The sequence below is a fragment of the Archangium sp. genome (genome assembly GCF_036277355.1).
Classification (GTDB): domain Bacteria; phylum Myxococcota; class Myxococcia; order Myxococcales; family Myxococcaceae; genus Archangium.
Genome location: NZ_DASUNC010000193.1, coordinates 159,386 through 172,090 on the forward strand (window position 1 = coordinate 159,386; position 12,705 = coordinate 172,090).

Here is a 12,705-nt window from a genome sequence, read left to right on the forward strand (position 1 = left end):
GGTATAAGCCCTCGGCGTCGGCGGTCCGGCCTCATGGACGGCACAGGGAAAGGTGGAGCGGCACACTATGGCCTACAGGATGAACATGCCCCCCAAGGAAGAGCGGGCCTCGCAGCGGCTTTTCGGCACGGACGGTGTCCGGGGCGTCGCCAACGTCTACCCGATGACCGCGGAAGTCGCGATGCAGCTGGGCCGTGCGCTCGCGCATCTCATCCGCAACGGGCCCCACCGGCACCGCGTCATCATCGGCAAGGACACGCGCCTTTCTGGTTACATGCTGGAGCAGGCGCTCGCCGCCGGCCTCATCTCCATGGGCGTGGATGTGGACCTGGTGGGTCCGCTGCCCACCCCGGGCATCGCCAACCTCACCACCTCCATGCGGGCGGACGCGGGCGCCGTCATCTCCGCCTCCCACAACCCGTACCAGGACAACGGCATCAAGTTCTTCTGGCGTGACGGCTTCAAGCTGCCGGACGAGACGGAGGCCAAGATTGAAGAGCTGGTGGCCAGCGGCACCATCGACTCCATCCGCCCCACCGCGACGAAGATCGGCCGGGCCTTCCGCCTGGAGGACGCGCGCGGCCGCTACATCGTCTTCCTCAAGACGTGCTTCCCCCGCGAGCTGACGCTGGAGGGGATGACCATCGTCGTCGACTGCGCCAACGGCGCCGCCTACAAGACGGCGCCCGCGGTGCTCGAGGAGCTGGGCGCCAAGGTGATTGCCCTGGGCGTGCAGCCGGACGGCAAGAACATCAACCACAAGTGCGGCGCGCTCCACCCGGAGAACCTGTCGCGCGCGGTGGTGAAGCACGGGGCCCACCTGGGCATCGCCCTGGACGGTGACGCGGACCGCCTCATCGTCGTGGACGAGAAGGGCAACGTGGTGGATGGCGACGCCATCATGGCCATCTGCACCGGCGAGCTCGTCACCCGCAAGGAGCTCAAGAAGAAGACGCTCGTCTCCACGGTGATGAGCAACATCGGCCTGGAGCGGGCGGTGGCGCGCTGGGGCGTGAAGGTGGTCCGCACCAAGGTGGGTGACCGCTACGTCGTCGAGGAGATGCGCAGGAACGGCTACAACATCGGTGGCGAGCAGAGCGGCCACCTCATCTTCTCGGACCACACCACCACGGGTGATGGCACCCTGGCCGCGCTCCAGCTCCTGGCCGTCATGTGCCGCCAGCAGAAGCCGGTGAGCGAGCTGGCCTCCATCTTCCAGCCGGTGCCGCAGACGCTCGTCAACGTGGTGATCAAGCAGAAGCGCGAGCTGGGCGAGCTGCCCACCGTCATGAAGGCCATCCAGGACGTGGAGAAGAAGCTGGGCAAGGACGGCCGGGTGCTGGTGCGCTTCTCCGGCACCGAGCCCAAGGCCCGCGTCCTCATCGAGGGCATCGACGCCGCGCGCAACGAGCAGTACGCCCGGGAGATCGCCGAGGCGCTCTCCAAGGCTCTGAACGGTTGACTTCCGGTCTCGGGCCGCCAATAGAAGGGCGCGCACGGGCCGGAACGGACCAGGTTCCGGCCTGAAGCGCGAGGAGCGGCCGAGATGGGACAGCGATTGGGTGTGAATGTGGACCACGTGGCCACGCTGCGTCAGGCGCGGCGGACCCCGTATCCGGATCCGGTGACGGCCGCGGCCATGGCCGAGCTGGCCGGAGCCGGGCAGATCACCATCCACCTGCGCGAGGACCGGCGCCACATCCAGGAGCGCGACCTGCGCATCCTCCGGGAGACGGTCCAGACGCTGCTCAACCTGGAGATGGCCGCCACCCAGGAGATGGTGAAGATCGCCTACGAGCACAAGCCGGACGTGGTGACCCTGGTGCCCGAGCGGCGCGAGGAGCTCACCACCGAGGGCGGGCTCGACGTGGCCGGCCAGCGCGATCCCATCGCGAAGATCATCAAGAACCTCAAGGACGGGGAGATCACCGTCTCGCTGTTCATCGATCCGGACCTGGACCAGGTGCGCGCGTCGCACAAGGTGAACGCGGACCGGATTGAGCTGCACACCGGGCGCTACTGCGAGGCGCGCAACGAGCGCGAGCGGGCGCGGGAGCTGAGCCGCATCGTCGACGCGGCGAAGGCGGCGGCGCGGCTGGGCATGAGCGTGGCCGCGGGCCACGGGCTCAACTACGACAACGTGTTGCCCATCGCTCGCATCGAGGAGATCGACGAGCTGAACATCGGGCACTCCCTCGTGGCCCGGGCGGTGCTGGTGGGCTTCGAGCGGGCGGTGCGGGAGATGGTCGAGTTGATGCGCAACCCGGGGTAGGGCGCCATGGCAATCCTCGGCCTGGGGATGGACATCTGCTCGGTGGAGCGCATCCAGCGGATATTGGAGGGGCCGCGCGCCGAGCGTTTCCTCGAGCGCGTGTACACGAAGGCCGAGCGGGCCCTGTGCAGCGGGCGGGCGGATGCCGCGAGTGCCTACGCGGCCCGTTTCGCCGCCAAGGAGGCCCTGGTGAAGGCGCTGGGCGCCCCGCCGGGCCTCACCTGGCAGGACATGGAAGTGGTGCGCGAGGGCGGCCCGCCCCGGTTCCGCCTGTCGGGGGTGGCGCTCGCGGAGATGGAGAAGCGGCGCGCGGAGGCCCTCCTCGCGCTCACCCATGACGCCGGAGTCGCCGCCGCGACGGTGATTCTGCAAGACAGGAGCTGAGCCATGCGCCGTGTCCTCACCGCCGCCCGGATGCGCGCGGCAGACCAGGCCGCCGAAGCCCGTTTCGGCATGCCCTCGCCGCTGCTGATGGAGAACGCCGGCCGGTGGCTGGCGGACGCGGCGCGCGAGCTGGGCACCACCGCCTCGCGGTACGTGGTGGTGTGCGGGCCCGGCAACAACGGCGGGGATGGGCTGGTGGCGGCGCGCTTCCTCCACATCTCCGGGCTGCGCGTGACGCTGGTGCTGGTGGGAGACCGGGCGAAGCTGACGCCCGAGTCCCAGCGCAACCTGCACGCGCTGGAGCCGTACAAGCTCCAGCCCCAGCCGCTCGGCGCGGTGGAGGCGAGGGCGGGGGACGTGGTGGTGGATGCGCTCTTCGGAACGGGGCTCACCCGGGCTCCGGCCGGGGAGTTCGCCGAGGCCATCCAGCATATGCTCCGCTGGCGCGCGGCCGGGGCGAAGGTGGTGGCCGCGGACATTCCCTCGGGGCTGCACACGGACACCGGCGAGCCCTTCACCCCCTGCGTGGAGGCGGACGTCACCGTCACCTTCGGCTTCTACAAGCAGGGCCAGGTGCTGGAGCCCGGCGCCACCCTGTGCGGGGACCTGCGGTGCGTGGACATCGGCATTCCTCCCGAGGCCGCCACCCCCCAGGAGGGCCGGGAGCTGTTCCTCGTCGAGGAGGCCGACGCGCGAGGGGCCATCGCTCCCCGGCGCTCGGACACGCACAAGGGCAGTTACGGGCACGTGCTGGTGGTGGCCGGCAGCCACGGCAAGTCCGGCGCGGCGGCCATGTCCGCCCTGGGTGCGCTGCGCGGCGGCGCGGGGCTCGTCACCGTGGCCACCCGCTCCGAGGTGGTGGAGCCGGTGCTCGGCCACGCGCCCGAGGTGATGGGCTGGCCCCTGGAGAACCGGGGGCCGCTCGGCATGGCGGACCTGGAGCTCCTGCTGGAGGCGGCGGAGAAGAAGGACGTGCTCGTCATCGGCCCGGGCATTCCCCGCGGCGACGAGACGGTGAAGCTGCTGGGCGAGCTGCTCTCCCGCGTGGATGTGCCCGCCGTGCTGGACGCGGACGCGCTCAATGCCGTCGCCATGGACCTGGAGGTGCTCCGCCGGGCGAAGGGGCCGCTGGTGCTCACGCCGCACCCGGGCGAGATGTCGCGCCTCACCGGCGTGCCCACGAAGGACCTCCAGAAGGCCCGGGTGGAGGTGGCCCGGGACTTCGCGCGCACCCACGAGGTGACGCTGGTGCTCAAGGGCGCGCGGACCCTCATCGCGCACCACGATGGCACCGTGTACGTGAACCCCACGGGCAACCCGGGCATGGCCACCGGCGGCATGGGCGACGTGCTGAGCGGTGTGCTGGGCGCGCTGCTGGCGCAGGGCCTGAAGCTCCCCGAGGCCGCCTGGACGGGCGTGTACGCGCACGGGTTGTCGGCGGACCTGATGGTGGCCCGGCGCGGGCGGATGGGGCTGCTTGCCACGGATGTGGCCAAGGGGATGTGCAACGTGTGGACGAGGTGGAACCGATGAGCGCGCCCACGCTGAGCCGCACGTTGCTGTCGAATTCACCCGAGGAGACGCACCGCCTGGGCTTGCGGCTCGGGCAGGTGCTCCAGCCGGGGGACTTCGTGGGGCTGGTGGGCGACCTGGGCGCGGGCAAGACACACCTGGTGCGCGGCGTGGCCGAGGGCGCGGGCGTGTCCCGCTCGGAGGTGGCGAGCCCCACCTTCGCCATCGTCTACCCGTACCGGGGCCGACTGCCGCTGTACCACGCGGACCTCTACCGGCTGGCCGACTACGACGAGCTGTACGCCACGGGCTTCCTGGACCTGGTGGGTGGAGACGGCGCGGTGCTCGTCGAATGGCTGGACCGGATTCCCGAGGCCGCGCCCCGCGAGTTCCTGCGCATCACCCTCCGGGACGCGGGCGAGGACTCCCGCGAGCTGGTGGCCGAGTCCTGGGGATCCCGGCCCGCGGAGCTGTTGAAGGCCTGGCTGCCGGCCGAGCGCTGATTCGGGGTGGACTTCCGTCAGCGCCCCGTCACCGCGAGGAGCGCCCGCGCGAAATCCTCGGTCGACTTCCGGGTCAGCCGCTCGGCGCGCTCGCGCGACAGATCGCGGTCCGCGGCGGCGGTCTGGGTGAAGGTGTACGAGTACTGCGCGGTCGGGGCCTGCGCCGTGGAGGGCGCCGGTGTGGACCAGGGATTGAATTGCGGCTCACTGGCGCAGAGCACCTGGTGCTCGGCCGGGTACACCGCGGCCGGCACCGTGCGGTCCGGCGTGTTCATGAGGTAGTCGAGCCCCATCAGTGACAATCCCGCGCCCAGGCCCACCCCGCCGGCGAGCATCAGATCTCCCGGGGTTGAAGAGGGCTCCGCCACTGCCTCCTCCTCCTCCATCACCGCCAGGAGCGCTCCGACCCCCACGCCCACGGCGCCTCCCGCCGCCAGGATCCTCCCGATGGTTCCGAGCATGCCTTCCTCCGCCGTGGGCGGAGGGGGGCGCACACCGTCCGCGCGGTAGTACAGCTTCGACTGATCCTCCTCGTTGCGCTCCACCAGCTCGACGACGGTGTTCTGGTAGAGCCACAGGGCGCGGCCGGTGGCCACCTCGACCGCCTTGAGGTTGATGGTGGAGAGGTACTCGCGCTCTCCGCTCCGAGGCAGGCTCGAGAGCTGCCGGGCGCAGCGCTCGGCGACCTCCGGCATCACCGGTACCGGCAGGGCGCGCCCCGGTCCCTCTTCCCGGCTGAAGCGCAGGTTCGAGATCTGCCTCGCACCCGGATCGCGGCTCTCCTGCGAGAGCTGGTTCACCTCGAAGAGGATGTTGACGCCCAGCGCCCGGGCGCGCTCCTGGCTTCCGGCCGCGCCCGAGCCTTTCAGCGCCTGCCACGACACCACCGGGTAGCCGGCCTTGGCCACCTCGGCCTCCAGCGATGCCAGCAGGGCCCCACAGCGCATCAGGATGGAGGTGTTGTTCTGCGAGGCCCCACTGGGGGAGACCGACTCGGTGGTGCACGAGTCCGGGGGCAGGAAGGCGACCTTCTGTCCGAGCCTCAGTTGCTGGGCCGCGTCCTGGGCCAGCACATCGGACTGCCGGGGCAGCGCGCCTCCCTCGGTGGTCCGTACCCGCTCGAACGACACGGCGTAATAGATGGGCGGGGCGGGGGGGTAGACCACCGGGGCGTGGCTGCAGCCCGATGCGAACAGCATGGCGATGAACGAGAGCAGGAGGTGATAGCGCATGGTGGTGTTCACTCTTGCACAGTGGCTGATGGGGAGCGAACAGTGCAAAGCACCCTCGCCCCCTGGGAGAGGGTTGGGGTGGGGTCCGGGTCTATCGTTCGCTCCATGAACCTCTCTCCCTCTCTTCGCGCGAAGTGGTTCCCGCGGGTGTCGCTGGTGAGCCTGCTGCTGGCGGGGTGTGGCGCCATCGAGCCGCCGCCTCCGTCCCATCCCCACGCCACCGTCATCTTCGACGTGACGGTGCCCGCGGACACCCCGGACAACGTGGTTGTCACCGTGGTGGGCTCGGATCCCTCGCTCGGGGGCGGTGCGGCGCCGGGCTTCCGTCTGCGCCGCCAGGAGACGCACTACATGGGCACGGTGCGCCTCCCCGTGGGCGAGGAGGTCTCGTTCGAGCTCTGGGTGGACGAGGCGTGGCGTCCCGAGCTCACCGCGGAGGGCTCACCGGCGCCTCGCCACTCCTTCCAGGTGGACGGGGACATGACGGTGACGGCCACCGTGGAGCGGTGGGGCGAGCCCGGCCAGGGGCCTCGGTGAAGCGCCGCTCAGTAGACGGAGAGCCCCACCGACCAGGTGCTGACGAAGCGGCGGGTGTCCGCGGGGGCGGTGGTCATCCAGTCCACGTTCCAGCGGGCGGTGAGCCCCAGGCGCGTGGCGATCTCGAACTCGGCGATCGCGCCGGCGGAGACATAGGGCCGCGTGCCACTCGTGGTGGGCAGCAACCCGCCCTCCGAGGCGGACCACGACTGCCCGCCGCCGAGGAAGGGGCCCAGGTGCAGGCGCCACAAGGTGAGCGGGAACCACTGGGCCTCCATGCCGAGGCGCACGTTGTAGAAGTCGCCGCCGTTGAAGTCTCCGGTCTGCAAGCGTGAGTCGATGAGCAGGCCGAAACGCTTCACGGGGTAGTAGCCGAGCGCGAAGCGGAACCCGAGGCTCCGCGGATCCTGTCCGCCGGGCAGCGTGAGCCGATCCTCGCCGGCGCCGAACTGGTACGAGAAACCCGCGCGATTGAGCGGTGCGGCCCCGCGCAGCCACATGCCCGCGCCCTCCCGGCCCGACAGCGTGGCCCGCTCGACATCCCTCAACTGCTCGGGGGTGAGCTCGTCGAGCCGGACGGTGCTCTGGCCTCCGTAGCGGTGCCAGAGGTGCACCGGGTGCTGCGGATGCACGGCGACCGAGCCCTCGTAGCGGGCGCCCTCGGTGGCGGCGAGCGCGACGCCGACCACGACACCCACGGCGATGATCACCACGATGGCCTCGCCCACATTGCCGACGTTTCCGGAGCCTCCACCTCCGGACGAGCCGCCCCCGGACGAGCCGCTCCCGACCGAGCCGCCGGACACGCCTCCAGAGACGGGCGACGCATCGTGGACGGAGTTGCGCGTGTAGACGGGCGGATCGTAATAGGGCGCACCGAAGTCGATGTAGAAGTCGGGGACCCAGTAGCCGTGCAGGCCCATGGAGTAGCCCGATGGTGGCGGTCCCTCCTGGGGGGGATACCAGGGCCCGGCCGGCTCCGGCTCCGCGTCCGTCGTGAACTGCTGCACGGCATACACGTTCTGGCCGCGCGTCTCGGGAGGTTCGCGCGCGAGCCGCTCCAGCTCCGTCCGCGACACCTCGTAGTAGTGGCCGAGGCATCCGCTCGTCAGCACCGCGACGAGGGTGACGGCTGCCTGCAGCCGCAGGTGGACGGGAATCGGGGGACGTCTCGTGCTCATGCGCCGCTCCTGCCGGGTGCTCCGGGTCATGCCGGAGCCAGCATAGGACGGGCGAGCCCGCGATTCATTCAACTCCGGACAATCAGGGCGCCTTGGCGCACAGGTCCTGCACCTTCCAGCGGTGCAGCACGAGGCCATTGTCCACGCCGACGATGTTCTCCTCGTCGATGACGTGCCAGTGGTCCTCGCCGGAGAGCTGCTCGCTGGCGAGCACGAACTGCTCCAACTGGGTGCCCGGCGCGGGCGGACCCGCGTGGGTGCGGTGCGGACGCTTGCCCGTCTCGGGTGCCGTGTCCGACAGGAAGAGCGTGCGGTTGCGCCGCGTGGCCACCATCACGTCCCCGTTCGTCACCAGGAAGTTCATCGCCGAGCGCTGCTCTCCCGGCTCATCGGTGATGGCCGACACCAACCCCATCGTCTCCGCCAGCGCGCAGGCCACCTTCTCCACGCACGCGCGCCCCTCCAGCGACTGCTGCTTCGCCAGCCGCGTGAGGAAGAGATAGAAGCAGCGCTCCGAGTCCGTGGCGCCCTGGATGCGCGTGAGCAGGTCCGGGCGGATGAGCGACTCCACCTCCGCCTGGTGCCGCGCGAAGTTCCTCAGCGTGCCGTTGTGCACGAAGCACCAGCGGCCATGGAGGAAGGGGTGGGCGTTGCGCTTCTCCACCTTGCCCACCGAGGCCAGGCGCAGGTGGGCCACGACCGTCCGGGAGGACACCCGGCTGCTCACCCGCTCGAAGTCCGGGTCGCAGTACGCCGGTCCCAGCCCGTGCGCGACGAGTGGCTGCTCACCTGCTTCGTAGGAGGCGATCCCCCAGCCATCCTTGTGCTCCCTCGACTGCTGGACGAGGGAGTTCTTCTCCGTCACGAGGGAAGGATGGACAGCCGCGGGGACAGAGGAACGAAAGCCAAAGAGACGGCACATGGTTTCTTGTCTGATGATAACGGCCGGCCCGGACGGGAAGTCCCATCCTGCCACTGCTGTCCGCTTCACGTCACGAACAGAGGGCCCGCTCGCTCTCTACCACCACATGGCCGTCTTTAATCACAATCCGCGCGTGATTGATTCCCAGGTGGTAGGGCAGGTGGCGATAGTTTGAACACGAAAAAACGACAAGGTTTGCCGGGTCGCCCACGGTAATCCGGCCGTATGTGTTCAAACCAAGTGCCAGGGCGGCGCCCCGGGTGGCGGCCCAGTAGGCCTCGGCGGCGGTCAGCCCGTTCTCCAGGCAGGCGAGCCCCAGGGTGAGGGGGAGGTTCTCGCTCATGGCGGAGCCAGGGTTGAGGTTGGTGCCGAGCGCCACGTTGACACCGGCGTCGCGCAGCTTGCGCCCGGGGGCGTAGGGCCGCACGCGCAGGAAGAGGGTGGCGGTGGGCACGAGGACGGCGGTGACACCGGCCTGGGCGAGGGCGCGGATGCCCGCGTCGCTCACGTTCTCCAGGTGGTCCGCGGTGGCGGCACCCAGCTCGGCCGCCAGTTCGGCGCCTCCGCTCGAGGTGAGCTGATCCACGTGCAGCCGGGGCTTCATCCCCAGCTTCTGGGCGGCCCCGAGGATCCGCCGCGCCTCCGCGTGGGAGAAGGCGCCCTGCTCGACGAAGACGTCGCAGAAGCGCGCCAGGCCCTGCTCGGCCACGGCGGGGATGATCTCCTTGATGCAGAGATCCATGTAGGCCTCGCGCCACTCCCGGTACTCCTCGGGGATGGCGTGGGCGCACATGAGCGTGGGGATCAGCTCCAGGGGCTGGAGGGTGGAGAGCCGCTGCACGGCCTTGAGCATCTTCAGCTCGTCCTGGAGGGACAGGCCGTAGCCGCTCTTCACCTCGGCGGTGGTGATGCCGTACTCCAGCATGAGCTGGAGGCGGGGCAGGGCGAGCCGGATGAGATCCTCCTCGCTGGCGAAGCGGGTGGCGCGCACGGTGTTGGCGATGCCGCCGCCGGCCTGGGCGATCTGCAGGTAGGTGGCGCCCTGGCAGCGCAGATCGAACTCCGCGGCGCGCTCACCGGCGAAGACGGCGTGGGTGTGGGGATCCACGAAGCCGGGGCCCACGAACTGGCCGTGGGCGTCCAGCACGCGGGTGGAGGGGCCCACGGCGCCCTTGGGCAGACTGCCCTCGGGGCCCACGTACCAGACCTTGCCCCGGCGCACGCCGACACAGGCGTTGGGCTGGGGCGTGAGGGCGCGCTCGGCGGGCTCCTGGGGGGAGCCCTCCACGGTGAGCACCTCGGAGGTGTTGCGGATCAGCAGCTCCAGGGTTTCCATGCGTCACGTCACTCGGTGATGCCGGGGATGCGGACGCCGCGCTCGTGGGCGACCTGGACGGCCTCCGGGTAGCCGGCGTCGGCGTGGCGCAGCACGCCCATGGCGGGATCCGAGGTGAGCACGCGCTCGATGCGGCGGGCGGCCTCGGGGGTGCCGTCGGCCACGATCACCTGGCCGGCGTGCAGCGAGTAGCCCATGCCCACGCCGCCGCCGTGGTGGAAGGACACCCAGGAGGCGCCATTCACCGCGTTCACCAGGGCGTTGAGGATGGGCCAGTCGGCCACGGCGTCCGTGCCGTCCTTCATGGACTCGGTCTCGCGGTTGGGCGAGGCCACGGAGCCGCAGTCGAGGTGATCGCGCCCGATGACGATGGGGGCCTTCACCTCGCCCTTGCGGACCATCTCGTTGAAGCGCAGGCCGGCCTTGGCGCGCTCGCCGTAGCCCAGCCAGCAGATGCGCGCGGGCAGGCCCTGGAAGGCGATGCGCTCACGGGCGAGGGTGAGCCAGCGGCGCAGCGACTCCTTCTGGGGGAAGAGCTCCAGCACGGCCTCGTCGGTGCGGCGGATGTCCTCGGGGTCTCCCGAGAGCGCCACCCAGCGGAAGGGCCCGAGGCCCTCGCAGAACATGGGGCGGATGTAGGCCGGGACGAAGCCGGGGAAGTCGAAGGCGTTCTCCAGGCCGGCGAGCTGGGCCTGGGCGCGGATGTTGTTGCCGTAGTCGAAGACGTGGCTGCCGGCCTTGGCGAAGTCCAGCATGGCCTCCACCTGCATGGACATGGACTGGCGGGCCTTCTCCACGTAGGCCTTGGGGTCGCGCTTGCGCAGCTCGGCGGCGGACTCCAGGGTCATGTCCGCGGGGATGTAGCCGTTGAGGGGATCATGCGCGCTCGTCTGATCCGTGACGAGGTCCGGCTTGATGCCGCGGCGGTACAGCTCGCGGAACACCTGGGCGGCGTTGCCGATGATGCCGATGGAGCGGCCCACGCGCTTCTTCTGGGCCTCCTTCGCCAGCGAGATGGCCTCGTCGAGGTCCTTGGCGATGACGTCGAGGTAGCGGGTCTCCACGCGGCGCTGGGCGCGGGTGGGATCGATCTCCACGCCGAGGAAGACGGCGTTGTTCATGGTGGCGGCGAGGGGCTGGGCGCCGCCCATGCCGCCGAGGCCGCCGGAGAGGACGAGGCGGCCGGAGAGATCATCGGAGCCGAAGTGGACGCGGCCGGCCTGGGCGAAGGTCTCGTAGGTGCCCTGGAGGATGCCCTGGGTGCCGATGTAGATCCACGAGCCGGCGGTCATCTGGCCGTACATCATGAGGCCCTTCTTCTCGAGCTCGAAGAAGTGGTCCCAGTTGGCCCAGCGGCCCACGAGGTTGGAGTTGGCGATGAGGACGCGGGGGGCATCGGGGTGGGTGCGGAGGATGCCCACGGGCTTGCCGGACTGGACGAGGAGGGTCTCCTCATCGGTGAGGCGGCGCAGGCCGTCGACGATGCGGTCGAACGAGGCCCAGTCACGGGCCGCCTTGCCGATGCCGCCATAGACGACCAGGTCCTCGGGGCGCTCGGCCACGTCGGGGTCCAGGTTGTTCATCAGCATGCGGAGGGCGGCTTCCTGGACCCAGCCCTTGCAGGACAGAGCGGTTCCGCGGGGGGCTCGAATGGTACGGGACATGCGGCCGACACTACCCGAAGCCGGGGGGGGTTGTGCGTCCGAGTTGAGGGGTTTCCGCTACAGCAGACGGAATGTCCGTCATCAGCGGGACAGCGGCCTGCGAGCGGTCATCCCGGCCCTCGAGAATCGGGCGTCTTGCGCCGCAGCGCGACGAACTCCGCGGCGAAGTCGAGGAACTTGAGGGCGGCCCGCTCGTGATCTCCGCCGCAGTCGCGGAGGTACTTCACGTGCCAACCCTCGAGAGGCAACTCATGCTTCACCTCGTCGAGCCACTCCAGGAAGTCCTCCCACTCCTGCTCCTGCCCGCCGTTGAATTGGGTGTTGGAGGCCCATCCGAGGATGAACGAGAAGAGGGATTCCACTGTATTGAATCCCGTCGCGAACCAGAGGCCTCGCTTCATGAGGATCTGCTTGCGGGCGTAGAGCAACGCATCCATGAGCCCGACCCGGCGCCCACGCCATTCCTCGGGAATGGGCTCCTCCTTGACGATTCGTTTACCGGTCATAGGGTCTGTACCACCTCTTCCGTTATCGTGCTTCCTGGAGATGTATTGAGCCGGGCCATGTACTCGCGGAAGGGCAGGCCAGCCGGGCCCGTGTAGGCATCGATGACCTTATCCCCGAGCCGGACCGCCACGTGGTACCCCCGTGTCGAGAGCTGATGAGTCCTGAGCAGCACGCCGTTTGAAATCTCGTCGAAGCCCATCACCATCGCTCGGCCGCGGATCGTGAAGCGCAGGAACTCCGGCTGTTGTCCGAGCCGGGTCAATCCTTCGTGGATGGTTCTCGCGACCTTCTCGCACTCTCCCGCCTTCTGGTTGGCCACGGCGAAGGCGTTCTGGAACGCCACCAGCCAGTCCGGAACACGGCCAATGTCCTTGAGCAGCAGATACTGAGCGACGGCGCAGTGGAGGTCTCCCATGAGGAGGCAGGCCTTGAGCCGGGCCCGGATCGACTCGTCTCCAGGCAGGGGCGGGCTGCCGAGCACGAGCGAGGGGATGAGGGTCATCGCCGTTGGGGATGACGCCAGTCCCGAAAAAGGTGACAGACAGAGGAGCATGAGCAGGGCGGTAGTGACTCTGCCTCTGGCACATATCGAGGTTTTCATGGGAGTGGCGCCGTAGGTTTCAGACAGGGCTGCGTGTCTGGCTCGCTTGCATAG

General features: G+C 69.7%; 13 protein-coding genes. 6 read left to right on the plus strand and 7 right to left on the minus strand.

Translation table 11 applies throughout. From position 1 onward, the window contains the following. The first annotated feature begins 67 nt into the window (after positions 1-67). The 5 genes from glmM to tsaE all read left to right on the plus strand — a co-directional run bounded on the left by glmM (position 68) and on the right by tsaE (position 4,671). On the plus strand, positions 68-1,462 hold the full coding sequence (gene glmM, locus VFZ09_RS47595) for a phosphoglucosamine mutase (protein WP_329734488.1): 1,395 nt from the start codon (positions 68-70) through the stop codon (positions 1,460-1,462). Positions 1,463-1,546: 84 nt separating this feature from the next. After that, entirely contained in the window at positions 1,547-2,272 is a 726-nt protein-coding gene (locus VFZ09_RS47600) for a pyridoxine 5'-phosphate synthase (RefSeq protein WP_329734489.1), read from the plus strand. A gap of 6 nt (positions 2,273-2,278) precedes the next feature. Beyond that, on the plus strand, positions 2,279-2,656 hold the full coding sequence (gene acpS, locus VFZ09_RS47605) for a holo-ACP synthase (RefSeq protein WP_329734490.1): 378 nt from the start codon (positions 2,279-2,281) through the stop codon (positions 2,654-2,656). A 3-nt stretch (positions 2,657-2,659) separates the two neighbouring features. Further along, complete coding sequence (locus tag VFZ09_RS47610; RefSeq protein WP_329734491.1) at positions 2,660-4,189, plus strand: NAD(P)H-hydrate dehydratase; 1,530 nt, start codon at positions 2,660-2,662, stop codon at positions 4,187-4,189. After that, on the plus strand, positions 4,186-4,671 hold the full coding sequence (gene tsaE, locus VFZ09_RS47615) for a tRNA (adenosine(37)-N6)-threonylcarbamoyltransferase complex ATPase subunit type 1 TsaE (protein ID WP_329734492.1): 486 nt from the start codon (positions 4,186-4,188) through the stop codon (positions 4,669-4,671). Before VFZ09_RS47610 ends, tsaE begins: the two co-directional genes overlap by 4 nt. A 17-nt stretch (positions 4,672-4,688) precedes the next feature. Here the strand turns inward: tsaE and VFZ09_RS47620 are convergent, their stop codons facing one another. Next, entirely contained in the window at positions 4,689-5,903 is a 1,215-nt protein-coding gene (locus VFZ09_RS47620) for a hypothetical protein (RefSeq protein ID WP_329734493.1), read from the minus strand. Positions 5,904-6,008: 105 nt separating this feature from the next. On the opposite strand from VFZ09_RS47620, the gene VFZ09_RS47625 reads away from it, so the two are divergent. Beyond that, positions 6,009-6,440 carry a hypothetical protein gene (locus VFZ09_RS47625; RefSeq protein WP_329734494.1) on the plus strand — a complete coding sequence of 144 codons (432 nt, stop codon included), beginning with the start codon at positions 6,009-6,011 and terminating at the stop codon, positions 6,438-6,440. An 8-nt stretch (positions 6,441-6,448) separates the two neighbouring features. On the opposite strand, the gene VFZ09_RS47630 is transcribed toward VFZ09_RS47625, so the two are convergent. The 6 genes from VFZ09_RS47630 to VFZ09_RS47655 all read right to left on the minus strand — a co-directional run bounded on the left by VFZ09_RS47630 (position 6,449) and on the right by VFZ09_RS47655 (position 12,552). Next, entirely contained in the window at positions 6,449-7,621 is a 1,173-nt protein-coding gene (locus tag VFZ09_RS47630; RefSeq protein ID WP_329734495.1) for a hypothetical protein, read from the minus strand. An 82-nt stretch (positions 7,622-7,703) separates the two neighbouring features. After that, positions 7,704-8,543 carry a class II glutamine amidotransferase gene (locus tag VFZ09_RS47635; protein ID WP_329734496.1) on the minus strand — a complete coding sequence of 280 codons (840 nt, stop codon included), beginning with the start codon at positions 8,541-8,543 and terminating at the stop codon, positions 7,704-7,706. A 70-nt stretch (positions 8,544-8,613) separates the two neighbouring features. Next, positions 8,614-9,879, minus strand: a complete 1,266-nt coding sequence (gene hutI / locus VFZ09_RS47640; protein ID WP_329734497.1) for an imidazolonepropionase — start codon at positions 9,877-9,879, stop codon at positions 8,614-8,616. Between the two features lie 8 nt (positions 9,880-9,887). Then, positions 9,888-11,543 (minus strand): urocanate hydratase, encoded by a 1,656-nt coding sequence (gene hutU, locus VFZ09_RS47645; RefSeq protein WP_329734498.1) that lies wholly within the window; start codon positions 11,541-11,543, stop codon positions 9,888-9,890. Between the two features lie 107 nt (positions 11,544-11,650). Then, a complete protein-coding gene (locus VFZ09_RS47650) occupies positions 11,651-12,049 on the minus strand; it encodes a hypothetical protein (protein WP_329734499.1) in 399 nt (132 codons plus the stop codon). Then, positions 12,046-12,552 (minus strand): hypothetical protein, encoded by a 507-nt coding sequence (locus tag VFZ09_RS47655; protein WP_329734500.1) that lies wholly within the window; start codon positions 12,550-12,552, stop codon positions 12,046-12,048. Before VFZ09_RS47655 ends, VFZ09_RS47650 begins: the two co-directional genes overlap by 4 nt. Positions 12,553-12,705 lie beyond the last annotated feature (153 nt).

Excerpts from the sequence above, each read along its gene's own strand:
- hutI (WP_329734497.1), bottom strand. The coding sequence starts at position 9,879 with ATGGAAACCCTGGAGCTGCTGATCCGCAACACCTCCGAGGTGCTCACC.
- VFZ09_RS47620 (WP_329734493.1), bottom strand. The coding sequence starts at position 5,903 with ATGCGCTATCACCTCCTGCTCTCGTTCATCGCCATGCTGTTCGCATCG.
- VFZ09_RS47600 (WP_329734489.1), top strand. The coding sequence starts at position 1,547 with ATGGGACAGCGATTGGGTGTGAATGTGGACCACGTGGCCACGCTGCGT.
- hutU (WP_329734498.1), bottom strand. The coding sequence starts at position 11,543 with ATGTCCCGTACCATTCGAGCCCCCCGCGGAACCGCTCTGTCCTGCAAG.
- VFZ09_RS47630 (WP_329734495.1), bottom strand. The coding sequence starts at position 7,621 with ATGAGCACGAGACGTCCCCCGATTCCCGTCCACCTGCGGCTGCAGGCA.
- VFZ09_RS47625 (WP_329734494.1), top strand. The coding sequence starts at position 6,009 with ATGAACCTCTCTCCCTCTCTTCGCGCGAAGTGGTTCCCGCGGGTGTCG.
- VFZ09_RS47650 (WP_329734499.1), bottom strand. The coding sequence starts at position 12,049 with ATGACCGGTAAACGAATCGTCAAGGAGGAGCCCATTCCCGAGGAATGG.
- VFZ09_RS47655 (WP_329734500.1), bottom strand. The coding sequence starts at position 12,552 with ATGACCCTCATCCCCTCGCTCGTGCTCGGCAGCCCGCCCCTGCCTGGA.
- tsaE (WP_329734492.1), top strand. The coding sequence starts at position 4,186 with ATGAGCGCGCCCACGCTGAGCCGCACGTTGCTGTCGAATTCACCCGAG.
- glmM (WP_329734488.1), top strand. The coding sequence starts at position 68 with ATGGCCTACAGGATGAACATGCCCCCCAAGGAAGAGCGGGCCTCGCAG.
- VFZ09_RS47610 (WP_329734491.1), top strand. The coding sequence starts at position 2,660 with ATGCGCCGTGTCCTCACCGCCGCCCGGATGCGCGCGGCAGACCAGGCC.
- VFZ09_RS47635 (WP_329734496.1), bottom strand. The coding sequence starts at position 8,543 with ATGTGCCGTCTCTTTGGCTTTCGTTCCTCTGTCCCCGCGGCTGTCCAT.
- acpS (WP_329734490.1), top strand. The coding sequence starts at position 2,279 with ATGGCAATCCTCGGCCTGGGGATGGACATCTGCTCGGTGGAGCGCATC.